Source organism: Collinsella aerofaciens, from assembly GCF_019131995.1.
Taxonomy (GTDB): Bacteria; Actinomycetota; Coriobacteriia; order Coriobacteriales; family Coriobacteriaceae; genus Collinsella; species Collinsella aerofaciens_S.
The window spans coordinates 1-13712 of sequence record NZ_JAHONA010000040.1; the positions used below are offsets into that span (position 1 = coordinate 1).

Annotated in this window: 14 protein-coding genes; 6 read left to right on the top strand and 8 right to left on the bottom strand. The window is 57.4% G+C overall.

The genetic code is table 11. The annotated features are described in order from the left end of the window. Positions 1–186 (top strand): hypothetical protein (locus KSY82_RS09450; protein WP_217752382.1); only part of this gene is annotated, 186 nt, incomplete at its 5' end. On the opposite strand, the gene queA is transcribed toward KSY82_RS09450, so the two are convergent. The 4 genes from queA to KSY82_RS09470 all read right to left on the bottom strand — a co-directional run bounded on the left by queA (position 180) and on the right by KSY82_RS09470 (position 5283). Then, positions 180–1391 carry a tRNA preQ1(34) S-adenosylmethionine ribosyltransferase-isomerase QueA gene (gene queA, locus KSY82_RS09455; protein ID WP_217751044.1) on the bottom strand — a complete coding sequence of 404 codons (1212 nt, stop codon included), beginning with the start codon at positions 1389–1391 and terminating at the stop codon, positions 180–182. The two genes, KSY82_RS09450 and queA, sit on opposite strands and share 7 nt — an antisense overlap. Positions 1392–1524: 133 nt before the next feature. Next, positions 1525–2535, bottom strand: a complete 1011-nt coding sequence (argF, locus tag KSY82_RS09460; protein ID WP_195621097.1) for an ornithine carbamoyltransferase — start codon at positions 2533–2535, stop codon at positions 1525–1527. A gap of 32 nt (positions 2536–2567) precedes the next feature. Next, positions 2568–3812, bottom strand: a complete 1245-nt coding sequence (locus tag KSY82_RS09465) for an arginine deiminase (RefSeq protein WP_217751045.1) — start codon at positions 3810–3812, stop codon at positions 2568–2570. A 28-nt stretch (positions 3813–3840) separates the two neighbouring features. Beyond that, entirely contained in the window at positions 3841–5283 is a 1443-nt protein-coding gene (locus KSY82_RS09470; protein ID WP_035137320.1) for a YfcC family protein, read from the bottom strand. A gap of 253 nt (positions 5284–5536) precedes the next feature. Here KSY82_RS09470 and KSY82_RS09475 point away from each other — a divergent pair, with 253 nt between their 5' ends. Together KSY82_RS09475 and KSY82_RS09480 are read left to right on the top strand one after the other, a co-directional pair. Further along, positions 5537–6787, top strand: a complete 1251-nt coding sequence (locus KSY82_RS09475) for an arginine deiminase (RefSeq protein ID WP_035137321.1) — start codon at positions 5537–5539, stop codon at positions 6785–6787. Between the two features lie 2 nt (positions 6788–6789). Next, positions 6790–7446 (top strand): XRE family transcriptional regulator, encoded by a 657-nt coding sequence (locus tag KSY82_RS09480; RefSeq protein WP_217751046.1) that lies wholly within the window; start codon positions 6790–6792, stop codon positions 7444–7446. A 60-nt stretch (positions 7447–7506) separates the two neighbouring features. Here the strand turns inward: KSY82_RS09480 and KSY82_RS09485 are convergent, their stop codons facing one another. Beyond that, entirely contained in the window at positions 7507–8082 is a 576-nt protein-coding gene (locus KSY82_RS09485; RefSeq protein WP_217751047.1) for an epoxyqueuosine reductase QueH, read from the bottom strand. 10 nt (positions 8083–8092) lie between these two features. Continuing rightward, a complete protein-coding gene (locus KSY82_RS09490; protein WP_217751048.1) occupies positions 8093–8659 on the bottom strand; it encodes a DUF3267 domain-containing protein in 567 nt (188 codons plus the stop codon). A gap of 132 nt (positions 8660–8791) precedes the next feature. On the opposite strand from KSY82_RS09490, the gene KSY82_RS09495 reads away from it, so the two are divergent. After that, positions 8792–10942 (top strand): class I tRNA ligase family protein, encoded by a 2151-nt coding sequence (locus tag KSY82_RS09495; protein ID WP_217751049.1) that lies wholly within the window; start codon positions 8792–8794, stop codon positions 10940–10942. A gap of 59 nt (positions 10943–11001) precedes the next feature. Then, entirely contained in the window at positions 11002–12105 is a 1104-nt protein-coding gene (locus KSY82_RS09500) for an RsmB/NOP family class I SAM-dependent RNA methyltransferase (RefSeq protein ID WP_217751050.1), read from the top strand. 24 nt (positions 12106–12129) lie between these two features. Here the strand turns inward: KSY82_RS09500 and KSY82_RS09505 are convergent, their stop codons facing one another. Continuing rightward, a complete protein-coding gene (locus tag KSY82_RS09505; RefSeq protein ID WP_215694795.1) occupies positions 12130–12300 on the bottom strand; it encodes a hypothetical protein in 171 nt (56 codons plus the stop codon). 191 nt (positions 12301–12491) lie between these two features. On the opposite strand from KSY82_RS09505, the gene KSY82_RS09510 reads away from it, so the two are divergent. Continuing rightward, the gene (locus KSY82_RS09510) at positions 12492–13583 is read left to right on the top strand and encodes a beta/alpha barrel domain-containing protein (RefSeq protein WP_089572116.1); all 1092 of its coding nucleotides are present in this window, start codon (positions 12492–12494) and stop codon (positions 13581–13583) included. Positions 13584–13647: 64 nt separating this feature from the next. On the opposite strand, the gene KSY82_RS10605 is transcribed toward KSY82_RS09510, so the two are convergent. Further along, the coding region (locus KSY82_RS10605; RefSeq protein WP_368042025.1) for an IS3 family transposase at positions 13648–13712 on the bottom strand (65 nt) is incomplete at its 5' end.

The window sequence follows — 13712 nt, forward strand, 5'->3', positions numbered from 1 at the left end:
GTCGCGCCCTTGAAGTTGAACGTCAGATTGTCCAAATGCGGCCCGCGCAGCGTCGCCCGGTCCGCCGTTCGGCAGAACGGCGGAACCTTCCTGGTCATGCCGCCGAAGTTGAAAGGCAGATTGCCGCTCTGGCGGGTTTGCAGCGTCGGCCGGTTACGGCGTTTGGAAAACGCCGTAACCTACTGAATGAGCATCGCGTCGCCGAAGCTGAAGAAGCGGTAACGTTCTTCGATAGCAGCAGCGTAGGCATCCATGATCTGGTCGCGGGTGGCAAGTGCGCTCACGAGCATCATGAGCGTGGAGCGCGGCACGTGGAAGTTCGTGATCAGCGCGTCTACCACGTGATAGGTCGAGCCGGGCATGAGGTAGAGCTGCGTCGTGGCGTTCTCGCGCACCACGATGTCACCGCGGCCAAGCGTGTCGGCTCCGTCCTCGCGGCCTTCAAAATAGCGCGCCGTCACGGCCGGATCGAACACCGGGGCTTCTGCGTCAAACGCGCTCTCGAGCGAGCGCACAGCGGTGGTGCCGACGGCGATCACACGATGACCCTCGGCTTTCGCCTTATGCACGGCGTCGACAACTTCCTGCGACACGTGGTAGCGCTCGGTGTGCATAACGTGCTGCGTGGGATCGTCCTCCTCCACCAGACGGAAGGTGTCGATGCCCACCTCGAGTTCGACGGCAGCAAACTTGGCGCCCTTGGCCTCGATGGCAGCCATGAGCTCGGGCGTAAAGTGCAGACCCGCCGTGGGAGCGGCAGCCGAGTGCTCCTCCTTCATGGCGTAGACGGTCTGGTACTTCTCGGGATCGCCCTCGTAATCGGTAATGTAGGGCGGCAGCGGCACGTGGCCGGCCGCATGGATGGCCTCGTCGAGCGTGCGCGGCTCGCCGGCAGCATTGCAACCGGCCGGCTCAAAGCGCACCAGACGGCCACCGCGGCTATCGGTGACAAAGTCGATGACCTCGGCCGTCAGCACCACGGGAGCCCCCTCGGGCGCATGGGCGCCACCGGCGCGATACTCAATCTGAGCACCGGGCTTCAGGCGCTTACCCGGCTTGACCAGGCACTCCCAAACATGGCCCAGCGGATCCACATCCTCGCGGCGCTTGAGCAGCAGCGTCTCGACCACGCCGCCCGAGCCGGCCTTGCGACCGATCAGGCGGGCCGGCATCACGCGCGTCTTGTTGATGACGAGCACATCGCCCGGCTCGATATAGTCGATGATGTCGCGAAAGATGCGGTGCTCAACGGTGCCGCCATGCTCCAGCGGCGTTCCTGCCTCGGAGCCCTTGCGATCAACCACCAGCAGGCGGCAGGAGTCGCGCGGCTCGGCAGGCGCCTGGGCGATGAGCTCTTCGGGCAGGTTATAGTCAAAATCATCGGTACGCATCTTTGCCTCTTTCACAAAGCGCGTCAGTCGAAAAAATCGACTGACGCGCACATCATTCTCCCCTGTATCCTATCAGCTTGTTGAGAGAAATATAGTATGGAAACAGATTTGCGACTGTTTTCTCAACGCCCCGCTACTTAAGCGTTGCGTACATCACCGCCTTAATCGTATGCATGCGATTCTCCGCTTCTTGGAAAACACGAGACTTATCGGACTCAAAAACCTCGTCCGTGACTTCCATTTCGGTAACTCCAAACTTCTCAGCAATTTCGGCACCAACAGTAGTATTAGTATCGTGGAAGCTCGGAAGGCAGTGGAGGAAAATCGCCTCGGGCTTTGCCATAGACATCACCTCAGCGGTCACACGATACGGCGACATGAGCTTAATGCGGCTTTCCCACAGCTCTGCGGGCTGACCCATGCCAACCCAAACATCCGTGTAAATTACATCGGCATCACGAGCGCCTTCCTCAATATCCTCTGTAATGGTAATCGTCGATCCATGCTCGGCCGCAATACGACTACATTCTGCAAGGAGTTCAGGATCATAGGATGTAGCCCCCTCCGAATTTCCCCCGATTGGGCCGCAAGAACAGTAGTTAATGCCGAGCTTAGCGCAAATGACCATGAGCGAATCAGCGACGTTTCCGGCCGCCTTACCGAAAAATGCAAGTTTCCTGCCCTTAATCTCTCCAAACTCTTCACGCATGGTCAGAATATCGGCAAGCACTTGAGTCGGGTGAAATTCAGTAGTCAGCCCATTCCAAACGGGAACCCCAGCTTTTGCAGCAAGCTCCTCAACCTTCGCCTGTTCAAAGCCGCGGTATTCAATTCCGTCATACATGCGGCCAAGGACGCGAGCCGTGTCCTCAATCGACTCCTTTTTGCCCATCTGAGACGAGCCCGGATCCAAATAAGTTACACCCATGCCAAGGTCAAGTGCACCAACTTCGAAGGCGCAGCGAGTACGCGTGGAAGTCTTCTCAAATAGCAAAACAATATTCTTGCCTTCAAGGTATTTATGCGGAACACCGGCACGCTTCATGCTTTTGAAGTTAGCAGAAAGCTCAAGCAGATACTCAATCTCTTCCGTCGTGTAATCAAGCAGCTTCAGAAAACTGCGCCCAGCGATATTAACACCCATATTCGCCATCTCCCATCACAGTGGATTTGCAACTAAATATCTTCGCGCCAGAAGGGCATGCTCATGCAGCGCGGGCCACCACGACCGCGGGACAGTTCCTCGGAGGGAACGACCAAAAGTTCCAAACCGTTCTTGTAGAGCTCATCATTTGTGACAACATTGCGCTCGTAAACACAGACTTTACCAGGAGCAACGGCAAGAGTGTTCGACCCGTCGTTCCACTGCTCGCGAGATGCCTCAACCATATCGCCGGCACCGCACTCAATAAGCTGCACCTTCTCCACGCCAGTAGCCATTTCAAGAATATGTTCAAGCGTGTCATCAATCTCTTGAACAGCGACCATTCCCTCAGAGTCACCACGAGTCAGACGATAAACACGAAGGGTCTCAAAAATACCGGGATAAACTGTGAACTTATCGAAATCCACCATGGTGCAAACGGTGTCAAGATGCATGTAAGCATAGCCGTTGGGGATTTTAATAGCGTAAACGGTATCGATCTCAGAATTCCCAGATCCCCAGAACAAATTCTTTGCAAGCTCCTCAATCGCAGCCGCCTCAGTTCGCTGGCTAATTCCAATAGCCAAGGTATGAGCGTTAATGTTAAGCACATCACCGCCCTCGATATGCCAGGGATTCTTATGGTCGTACCAAATCGGAGTCCCTGCATAATCGGGATGGTATTTGAAAATCGCTTCGTAGAAGGGCACTTCACGATCTCGCTGTTTCCAATACATATGGTGAAGCAGAACGCCTTTGCCCACGGAAGCAAGAGGATCGCGAGAGAAATATGAACTCGGAAGAGGCTTCAACACCAAATCATCGGGCTTCGCATCCTCATTATCCATCATACTAAGCATAGTCGAAACGCGAGGCAGCTCAAGGTCACGATAACGATACCCCCCCATAGCCTCAAGTACAAACTGATACGAATCTGAAATAGCATCGAGCTTTTCACGAACAGCCTGCTCAAGCATAGGATTGACAATCCCGCTCTCAGCCATAAATGTATCGGTAAACTCAGCGCGAGCCGAGGGGCATGCATCCAGCGCTTCAGCAACGAGTTTCTCCATATAGAGAACCTCAACACCTTCGCTCCTCAGAAGATCCGCAAAGGCATCATGCTCCTTTTGAGCCACATCAAGATAGAAACAGTCGTGAATCCAGACATCCTCGAACTCTTCTGCCTTTACGTTCACAAGGTCACGACCGGGGCGGTGAAGCACAACTTTCTTGAGCTTACCAATCTCGCTGTGTACATTCAGTCCTTTAGACATTCCTGTTACTCCATTTCAGCCATGAAACCTACAGGGCAATAAGTCCCGAGATTGCTACGAATACGATATTGATGAGCGACACGACCAAGAAGAATTTCCAAACGGTCTTCCACCACTGGCCAAGCTTGATCTTGCACACGCCCAAACCCGCTACAAGAATGGCGCTAGTAGGACAGATCAAAGACATCGTCGCGCTACCCATGGAGAGAGCCCACACGGCGGCCTCGGGATTAAGGCCCATGAGTTCGGTCAAAGGTCCAAAAATGGGAGCGGTCAGCGCTGCAAGGCCAGATGAGCTGGGAACCAGAATCGCCAGGAGGTTCTCAACCGCATAAAGAAGCGTAGTAAAGAGAACCGCCGGGATGCCGCCCAGACCAGTGGCGAGCGCATTGAGGATGGTATCGATGATCATGCCGTCAGAGGCAATGACAAGGATGCCACGCGCAAGTCCAACGACAATTGCCGAGAAAGCAAAGTCAGCGATACCCGCAACAAATTCCTGAGCGATGACGTCCTGACTAAAGCCCGCAATAACACCAGCCAACAGGCCCATGGCCAAAAAGACCGCAGAAATCTCGTTCATATACCAGCCCTGGGTCACAAGTCCCCAGATGATAAGGCACATACCAGCGATAAATACCGCAAGCACGCCTTTTTGACGACCCGTAAATTCCGCGTCAAGGGCAGATTCATCGGCAGCGAACTCGACTTTCTTGGCGATATCATCCTCAAATGTGATCGATGACTCAGGGTTCTTCTTTACCCTTCGTGCATAGAGGACAACCCAAGTAATTGCAACGGCAGTCAAAACAACCCAGGCAATCATACGCAGCCACAGCTGGGGGTTGCCCTGAATACCAAGAATACCTTGCGCAATGAGAACATTAAACGGATTAATCGTTGAGGCGATGTAACCCGTGCGCGCTCCAACGAACACGACCATGAACGCCGTCATCGAGTCGAAGCCCATAGCCATCATAATTGGCATGAAGATCGCAAAGAACGGGAGAGTTTCTTCCGCCATGCCAAAGCTCGTTCCGCCCAATGCAAAGAGAACCATCGCAATAGGAATAATTAGAATGTCTTTGTTCTTAAAGCGGCGAACGACACGACCCATTCCGCTCGTGATAGCGCCCGTTTTAGTAATAACCTGAAACGAACCGCCCACAATCAAGATGAATGCAACGACCTCAATTGCCTCTTGTATACCGCGCGTTGGAGCCTGAAGAACATCGAAGACGCCTTGTCTGAGATCTACTTCATCCCCGGTTTCCTCGTCAATATATGTCTTTTCACTCTGCTCATACGTACCTGCGACAGTGACTTCACGACCGTTCACCTCCTGACGCTGATAGGACCCAGAGGGAACAATCCACGTGAGAACAGCGAAGATGACCATAAGTGCAAAGATGATCGCATATACGTGCGGGACCTTGAACTGCTTGATGCCTTTCGAACTTTCCGCTGCCATATCTCCTCCTTCATTCCTTTTCCCATCTATCCAGCTGGCACCATAAATGTATGAGGTTGCTCAGCGGTGGTCGGCCAACCATCGCCATCGTGTCGCTTTTCACCTATGAACGGCAGCTAAAGTGACGTTATTAATCAATCTGATATTTAAAATTGATGTTATTTATCAATTACATACGTCTTTTAACTTTTCCGCAACACAACAAGGAACCTGCCTTAGCCTTATATAAAAACCAGCAGGACAGGAGACAGACATGCAAGGCGTACACATAACAAATGAAATCGGTCATTTAAAAGCCGTACTTGTCCATCGACCAGGAACTGAAACACAAAACTACCCTGATGCCGACTTCAGCCAAGTTTTCTCCCTGCGAAAATGGAGCGGTCGTTTTGACCTCGACAAAGCAATATATGAGCACGATTCCATGGTTCAATTGCTTGAGAAGCATGGCGTAGAAACCATTGAAATTAGGGACCTTCTCGAAGACTCACTTGAAACTGAGCCCCAATCACTTAAATGTTTTATTGATGACTACCTCCGTTGCAGTGGGGCAACAGGCAGAGAGTTCCTCGAGACAATAACCCAGCTGTTTGAGAACGCTAAGAACACCCAGGAATTGGTGAATATAGTACTTAACGGCATTCGCTTTGGAGACACTGAGCTATGTTCAAACCAGTCGGAAACACTACGGGCGCTCGTGCACGAGCAATTTGACCCCGCCTCGCTCTTGGTCAATCCCCTCAACACGCTTTTTTTCACTCGTGATCCTGCTGTGGTAGTCGGAGACGGCATCATCCTAAATCATATGTATTGGCCTGAGCGTGATCGTGAGGTCGCCTTATACCGGCAGATATTCACCCACCACAAGATCATGGGAGAAACCCCGGTATGTGATTTGAACAGGAGTAGTTACCATATCGAAGGCGGAGACATTCTTGTTATCAGTGCTAAGACATTATTAGTTGGAATCTCTGACCGAACTGAACCCGCCGCCGTCGAGTCACTTGCCAAAGAGCTCCTGACCTCAAATAAATTCCAGACCACCGAGCTAATTGCGATTCGAGTCCCCTCTGACGGGCTGCGTATCCACCTCGATACGTTCATAAGTAGAATTGATCACGACGCGTTCCTCATCGATCGTGAGATATGCAATGCCGTTGATGCATACAGCATTCAACTAAAACGATCCGGAAAGGGCCTTACGATCACTCCTATCGATCGCACGATTCCGGAAATACTCTCTGCAGCCTGTTGCGAACCAATAAAAGTAATTGACTGCGGAGGCGGGAATCAAACCGCCTACGAAAGAGAGCGCCGGAACAACGCAACGTCTATCCTTGCGCTCTCGCCAGGAAAACTATGCGTATATGAAGAAAACGTTTGGACCAACGAAGCGCTTGAGAAAGCAGGAATGGAATTATTCCCGTTATCCATTGACGAGCTCACCAAAGGCTATGGTGGCACAAACTGTCTATGCCTCCCTCTGTGGCGAGAGGATCTATAGCCATGGGCTTCGGGGCAAATATTCGTAAACTCCGCACCATGGAGCATCTTGGTCAGGCGCAACTTGCAGAGATGTTGGGGGTATCTAAAGAGACCGTTTGTCGTTGGGAAAAAAGTCGGTATGCCCCCCGTGAGCGCCATATTGAAAAGTTACAAGCGCTCTTCGGTTGCACCCGCGATGAACTTGTTGGCGAGGAAAACGGTTTGGCCGTAAAGCTCGCAAATAAAAGAATCGTCACCGACGAAGACCCTGCTATCCACGAAATGGAGGGCGCATTTCCCGTCATCGATATCGATTCTCAAAAGCGCCGCATCACGCACAGCCAACAAAATGCTTGCGCGCCTGTAGACGTAGCCAAGCGTCACCCACATAGCGTTTTCGTTAAAATCAAAGGTGACGAAATGTCCCGCATTTACCCTCCCGGCAGCTTACTACTTGTCGATACCACCGCAAAGCCTTGGAACGGCTGTGCTGTATTGGCGCTCGCAGACGGTAAAACACCGGTAATTAGGCGATTTGCAGAAGGAAACGACATGATTGTGCTGTCGTCCCATTCATATGCAACAGCAAGTCCGGATCTGATGTTTAACAAACGGAGGATTAGAATCATAGGAGTCGTCGTTTGGTATCAAGCGAGCCACGATCACACGCTTAATTAAATCGACTTTCCCAAAAACGACCGTACCGCACAGACAGCTCAAAGCCCCAGCCCAAATGAACTACTTTTTGGACGCTTTGCGCTCGTCGCGGATGCGGGCTCGATCCATGGCCGCCTCGACGGCCGAGAACCGGCAGCCGCAGTAATTCTGTCGATACATGCCAAGCTCGCGCGAACGACGCGTGGCCTCGGGGTAATACGGGCGAAAATCGCGAATGACCGGGACGAGCCCATGTGCCGCCGCCAAGCGCTCAAGCACGTCATTGCAGGTTTCGAACAACTGATACGGCGAGACGGCGAGCGTCGTACCCACAAACTCAAACCCACGCTCCTGGGCCACACGACACGCCTCGGCCAGACGCAGGGCATAGCACGCGCGACAGCGACGAGGTCGATCGGCGCCCAGCGGGGCCACGCCGGCCTCCCAGCGCTCGCGGTCCTCCCCCGCCTCGATAAGCTCGATGTCGCCATCGGCACACCACCGGCGCAGCTCGTCCAGGCGACGCTGCCATTCATCGTGCGGCTGAATATTGGGGTTGGTCCAGCAAATCGTGGGCTCAAACCCTTCCTCGCGCAGCAGGCGGACCGGCTCAAGCGAGCACGGCGCGCAGCAAGCGTGCAACAACAACGGCTTCATCAACATCTCCTCACCCGAAAAAGCGCACGCCAAAGGACGTGTCCTCGCAGGCGACAATGCGGCGGTCGCGCAGGATGGTCCGCACGTAATACCAGTCGCCCACACAGCCCGACAAATGCAAGCCGGCCGCCAGGTAGCACATCAGCGGATAGCCCGAAAACGCAAACCCCAGGGCAAACGCCGCCGTCACAACAACCGTCGGCGCCAGGCAAACTGCCACGTACCGCCGGCGCGAATAGACCACGCCCTCGGCGCAGGCATAGATCATCGCCGTCTCGCGATTCGCCCCAAAGGTCACCTTCGCGCCCGCAGGCGCCAGAAGCTTAAATAACACACCGTGCACCAGCTCGTGCACGGCAAATGACGCCACCGAAACCGCAGCCAAGCCGACTATCCAGCCCAAAACCGCCGTCCAGCCGCCCGCGTCCGCCACATCCAAGTCTGCGGGCCCGCCCAGCAGCATAAACACCGGCACCAGGCACACGGCAAATGCGCCAAGCACTGCCATCCCCCACACAAAGCAGGCGCGCAGAAAATCCTCGTCCTCAAACGCATGTATGTTGGAAATCTCATTCATAGCATCTTAGGATAGCGCCCCTGCCACGTACCCGTCCGCATGTGCGATAATGTCGAATGATATGCACGAATTGACCACCGCGTCGTCAGGCCTTGCGCCCGGCCGCGCTCTCACCATATGCGAAGGAGTCCCATGGCATCCAAATACTCCATGAACGACCGTCCCAGCTGGCCTCGCCGCGCCATCGTTACCGCCGGCGAGCCCTACGGCAACAAGGGCCTTCACTTTGGCCACGTTGGTGGCGTCTTTGTCCCGGCCGACTTCTTCGCCCGCTTCCTGCGCGACCGTCTGGGCCGCGAGAACGTCATCTTCACCTCGGGCACCGACTGCTACGGCTCGCCCATCATGGAGAGCTACCGCAAGCTCAAGGAGAACGAAGGCTACGACAAGTCCATCGGCGAGTACGTCGAGTCCAATCACTCCCGCCAGGCCGCGACCCTCAACAACTACAACATCAGCTGCGATATCTACGGCGGCTCGGGCCTTGAGCCGGCTGCGCAGATTCACAACGAGGTGACCGCCGAGATTATCGAGCGTCTGCACGAACAGGGCACCATCTCCAAGCGCTCCACGCTGCAGTTCTACGACGCCAAGGCCGGCACGTTCCTCAACGGCCGCCAGGTGATCGGCCGCTGCCCCATCCAGGGCTGCAAGTCCGAGAAAGCCTACGCCGACGAGTGCGACCTGGGTCACCAGTTTGAGCCCGAGGAGCTCATCGCGCCCAAGAGCCAGCTCACCGGCGAGGTGCCCGAGCTGCGCCCGGTCGACAACCTCTACTTCGACCTGCCGGCCTACCTCGACTTTATGAAGACCTACACCGCCAAGCTCGCCCAGAACCCGCAGGTTCGCTCCGTGGTCTCCAAGACCATGGAGGAGTGGCTGCTGCCGGCACAGATCTACATCCAGAACAAGTTCCGCGAGGCCTTCGACGCCGTCGAGGATCAACTGCCCGAGCACACCGTGCTGGAGCCCGAGGGCAACAAGAGCAGCTTTACCGTCACCTTCCCCAGCTGGAAGGAGCGCGACGACGCCCACGCGGTGCTCGCCAACGGCGGCGTGCGCTTCCGCAGCGGCAAGGCGCTCGTGCCCTTCCGCATCACCGGTAACATCGACTGGGGCGTTCCGGTGCCCGAGGTCGACGGCGTGAACGACGTCACCTGCTGGTGCTGGCCCGAGAGTCTGTGGGCGCCCATCAGCTACACCCGCACCGTGCTCGCCCGCGATGCCCGCGCCGCCGGCGTAACCGAGGGTATCGCCGCCCAGGACGCCGCCCTCATGGGCGAGCCCGCCGCCGATTCCACGCAGGTCCCCGCGCCCACCTATCAGCACAGCTCACTCGACTGGCGCGACTGGTGGTGCTCTGACGACGCTCAGATCTACCAGTTCATCGGTCAGGACAACATCTACTTCTACTGCATCGCGCAGACCGCCATGTGGGAGGCCCTGGGCTGGGACCTCACGCAGAGCACCGTCAGCGCCTGCTACCACCTGCTCTACATGGGCAAAAAGGCCAGCTCGTCCTCGCAGACGCCTCCCCCGCCGGCAGACGACCTGCTCAACCACTACACCTGCGAGCAGATGCGCGCGCATTGGCTGTCGCTCGGCCTTTCCGAGAAGCCGGTGAGCTTTAGCCCCAAGGCATACGACACGCGCGTGACCGGCAAGGACAAGGACGGCAACGAGGTGCGCGCCTGCGATGACAAGCGCGTTATCGATCCGGCCCTTAAGGAGAGCGCCCTTTTGACCGGCGTGTTCAACCGCCTGGCCCGCAGCTGCTTCTACGGCGTCGCCGTCAAGGAGGGCGACGAGAGCCCCTATCGCAACGGCTGCATTCCGGCCGGTGCCGCCTCTGCTGCCGTGGTCGAGGCTGCCGAGCAGGCCGCCCTTGCCTTTGAACAGGCCATGTACAAGTTCGAGACGCACCGTGCGCTCGCCGTGTGCGACGACTACCTGCGCGCCGCCAACAAGCGCTGGAGCGACGCCTCCAAGGCCGCCAACAAGCTCGAGGGCGAACCAGCCAACGCCGCCATGAAGCAGGCCCTGGTCGACGCCTTTACCGAGCTGCGCGTGGCGACCGTCCTGATGCACGGCATCGTCCCGGCCGGCTGCGAGCTCATCTGCGAGTACTTCGGCATCGATCCGGTCGCCTTCTTTAGCTGGGACAACATCTTTGCCTCCATGGACGAGTTTGTGGAGAGCCTGGGTGAGAAGCCCGGCGAGCACCGCGTGAAGCCGCTGCCCCCGCGCTTCGACTTCTTCAGCAAGCACGAGAGCCAGTACTAAAGCACGCTAACAGCGGCGTGCCCGGAAAGTAATCAATTTGGGACGGGAAGGAAAGACGGATGTCCAAGCCGCGTCGTCGTAAGCAGAAAAAGCAGGTCAAGGCCGAGCTCAAGCTCAGGCAGTTTGCCGCTACCGAGCTTTCCGACCAGCTTGCCGCCCAACACTCCGCCGCCGACCTGCCGCGCTTTATGGTCGACACGGTCGCCGGCGCCTATGCCCCCGCCGATGCCGAGCTCATTATCGAGGGCTTCGGCGCTGCGGCCACACGCCCGGTCACGCTGCGCGCCAACACGCTCAAGGCGACTGCCGAAGACATCGCCGCCGCACTCGACGAGGCCGGCATCGCCCACCAAACCGTTGCCTGGTACCCGGACGCTTTCATCCTGTCCGAGGCCCAGGTTTCCGACCTGTGGGACCTCGACATCTACCGCGACGGCAAGATTTACTTGCAGAGCCTGTCGTCCATGATGCCACCGTTGGCCCTGGGCGCTCAAGCCGGCGAGGACATCCTGGACATGTGCGCGGCCCCCGGTGGCAAGACGACGCAGGTCGCCGCCCTCACCCAGGGCCAGGCACACCTCACGGCCTGCGAGATGAGCATTCCCCGCGCCGAGAAGCTCGAAGCCAACCTCCACCGCCAGGGCGCCAAAAACGTGCCCGTCATGCGTATCGACGCACGCGAGCTCGACGAGTTCTTCCGCTTTGACCGCATTCTGCTCGACGCCCCCTGCACCGGCACGGGCACCGTAATCAGCGGCAACGAGAAAAGCCTGCGCGGCCTGACCGAGCAACTGCTTGGCAAGTGCGCCCGCTCGCAGCGCGCGCTTCTGGACCGCGCCATGGGCGCTCTCAAGCCGGGTGGCACGCTCGTCTATTCCACCTGTTCGATCATGCCGCAGGAAAACGAGGACGCCCTGCAAGAGGCCCTCGACAAGCATATGGACTGCGAGCTCATTCCCCTCGACGGCACGCCGAGTGAAAGCGAAGCACGCCGCGCCCAGGAAGCCAGTGAGGAGCCGCGCATCGAGTCCAACGCTCTCACCGAGGCAATCGCAGCGGGTCAGGTATCGGCCATCACCAACGGCATGCCCGGCACGCTCACCATCCCGCCCAGCCGCGACTTTGAGGGCTTCTACATTGCCCTGATCCGAAAACGCAGCTAGCGCACGGATCCAAAACTCAACAAGCTATTTCTGTGCGCGTTTGCCCTGCTGGTCGCGATGCTGTTTAAGCATCGCACGCTCCTTGCGCTCGGCCCTTTTGCCCTTAATGGCCGTGACCACAAAGTAGATGACCGCGGCGGCAACGATTGCGCCCACACACAGGCCAATCGAGCCAAACATTGCTGTCAATTCCATACCGCGTCACCTCTCTTTTAAACGGGACTTTCAAGATAGCACCTCGATCCCCGCCACCACAGCTCCTTCACGTTCGCCGGCCCTTCGGTCTAACGGATGGCGCGGCGGGGAAAAATCAACTCGTCAAACGATTTAGCATTCGCAATTCCGGCTGCATAGCGCCGGCCGTTATCACATAGAATCGAGCCTCCATGGATACCCTCAACGATCTAAATGAGCGCGTCGACGCCTTCGTCGGCACCAGCTCCTTCGACACGCCTGCCGCGGCAAACGACCAAGCTCCCATCGATGTACCTGCCGAGGTTCACGAGGACATCGTCGCCTCGGTCGATTTTTCCGAGGTCGAGCTCGCAGACGAGTTCACCGAGCCCCAGGTAGCCGTGACCCCCAACGGACTGCTCCCCATGGAGCCGCTGCCCATCGACGGGCGTTTGCGCAAGGCGGCCCTTCGCATGCCCGACGAGATCGAGGAGGCCAGCGGCTTTACGCTCTTCGGCCGACGCATCAAGTCGCTCATTTACACCACCGACGTCGCGGTTATCCGCAACTCCAACGCCGATGCCGTCTTTGCGGTCTACCCTTTCACGCCGCAGCCCGCCATTACGCAAGCGCTGCTGACCGTCGCCGAGTGCCCGGTCTTTGTAGGCGTGGGCGGCGGAACTACGACCGGTAAGCGCTCCGTGCAGATGGCAGCCGTCTCCGAGATGCAGGGCGCGGCGGGCTGCGTGGTCAACTCCCCCGCTACTGCCGAGATGGTAGAGCACATCACCAACATCGCCGACATCCCCGTCATCGCCACGGTCGTTCGCTGCGACGATGATGCTCACGCCAAGGTGCGCGCCGGCGCCAAGATTCTCAACATCGCCGCCGGCAAGAACACACCCCAGGTCCTGCGTGAACTGCGCGAGCACTATCCCAACCTGCCGCTCATCGCACCGGGCGGCAAGACGCCCGAGAGCATCCGTGAAACCATCGCCGCCGGCGCCAACGCCATCATCTGGACGCCGCCTTCGGCCCAGCAGCTACAGACCGACATGATGCAGCGTTATCGCAAGATGAAGGAAGACGCCACACCTGTCATCTCGCGCGACGATGTGCCCATTATCGACCAGGTCGCCGCCGCCGAGGTCAGCCAGGTCGAGAACATGAATCCTGACGTGCCGATTCCCGACGAAGTCATCGAGCGCGTCGCTTCGATCCACGAGCGCGTCGAGGAGCATCGCGCCAATCGCGGCCTCAAGCCGTCACTGCACGGCTTTTTCTTCCGCGGAAAGAAACGCTAGCCGCAACAGCAAGGCCCGCCCCACAATGAACTGCGCCCCAAATCTTGGACGCCCTAAATAGCGACTAGGCCGCGAGGGCCTGATTCCGGTACTCCTCCGGGGTCAGGCCCTTCAATCTTACCTGCCTCC

Coding starts and splice junctions, on each gene's coding strand:
- queA (WP_217751044.1), bottom strand. CDS start 1,391: ATGCGTACCGATGATTTTGACTATAACCTGCCCGAAGAGCTCATCGCC.
- argF (WP_195621097.1), bottom strand. CDS start 2,535: ATGGGTGTTAATATCGCTGGGCGCAGTTTTCTGAAGCTGCTTGATTAC.
- KSY82_RS09465 (WP_217751045.1), bottom strand. CDS start 3,812: ATGTCTAAAGGACTGAATGTACACAGCGAGATTGGTAAGCTCAAGAAA.
- KSY82_RS09470 (WP_035137320.1), bottom strand. CDS start 5,283: ATGGCAGCGGAAAGTTCGAAAGGCATCAAGCAGTTCAAGGTCCCGCAC.
- KSY82_RS09475 (WP_035137321.1), top strand. CDS start 5,537: ATGCAAGGCGTACACATAACAAATGAAATCGGTCATTTAAAAGCCGTA.
- KSY82_RS09480 (WP_217751046.1), top strand. CDS start 6,790: ATGGGCTTCGGGGCAAATATTCGTAAACTCCGCACCATGGAGCATCTT.
- KSY82_RS09485 (WP_217751047.1), bottom strand. CDS start 8,082: ATGAAGCCGTTGTTGTTGCACGCTTGCTGCGCGCCGTGCTCGCTTGAG.
- KSY82_RS09490 (WP_217751048.1), bottom strand. CDS start 8,659: ATGAATGAGATTTCCAACATACATGCGTTTGAGGACGAGGATTTTCTG.
- KSY82_RS09495 (WP_217751049.1), top strand. CDS start 8,792: ATGGCATCCAAATACTCCATGAACGACCGTCCCAGCTGGCCTCGCCGC.
- KSY82_RS09500 (WP_217751050.1), top strand. CDS start 11,002: ATGTCCAAGCCGCGTCGTCGTAAGCAGAAAAAGCAGGTCAAGGCCGAG.
- KSY82_RS09505 (WP_215694795.1), bottom strand. CDS start 12,300: ATGGAATTGACAGCAATGTTTGGCTCGATTGGCCTGTGTGTGGGCGCA.
- KSY82_RS09510 (WP_089572116.1), top strand. CDS start 12,492: ATGGATACCCTCAACGATCTAAATGAGCGCGTCGACGCCTTCGTCGGC.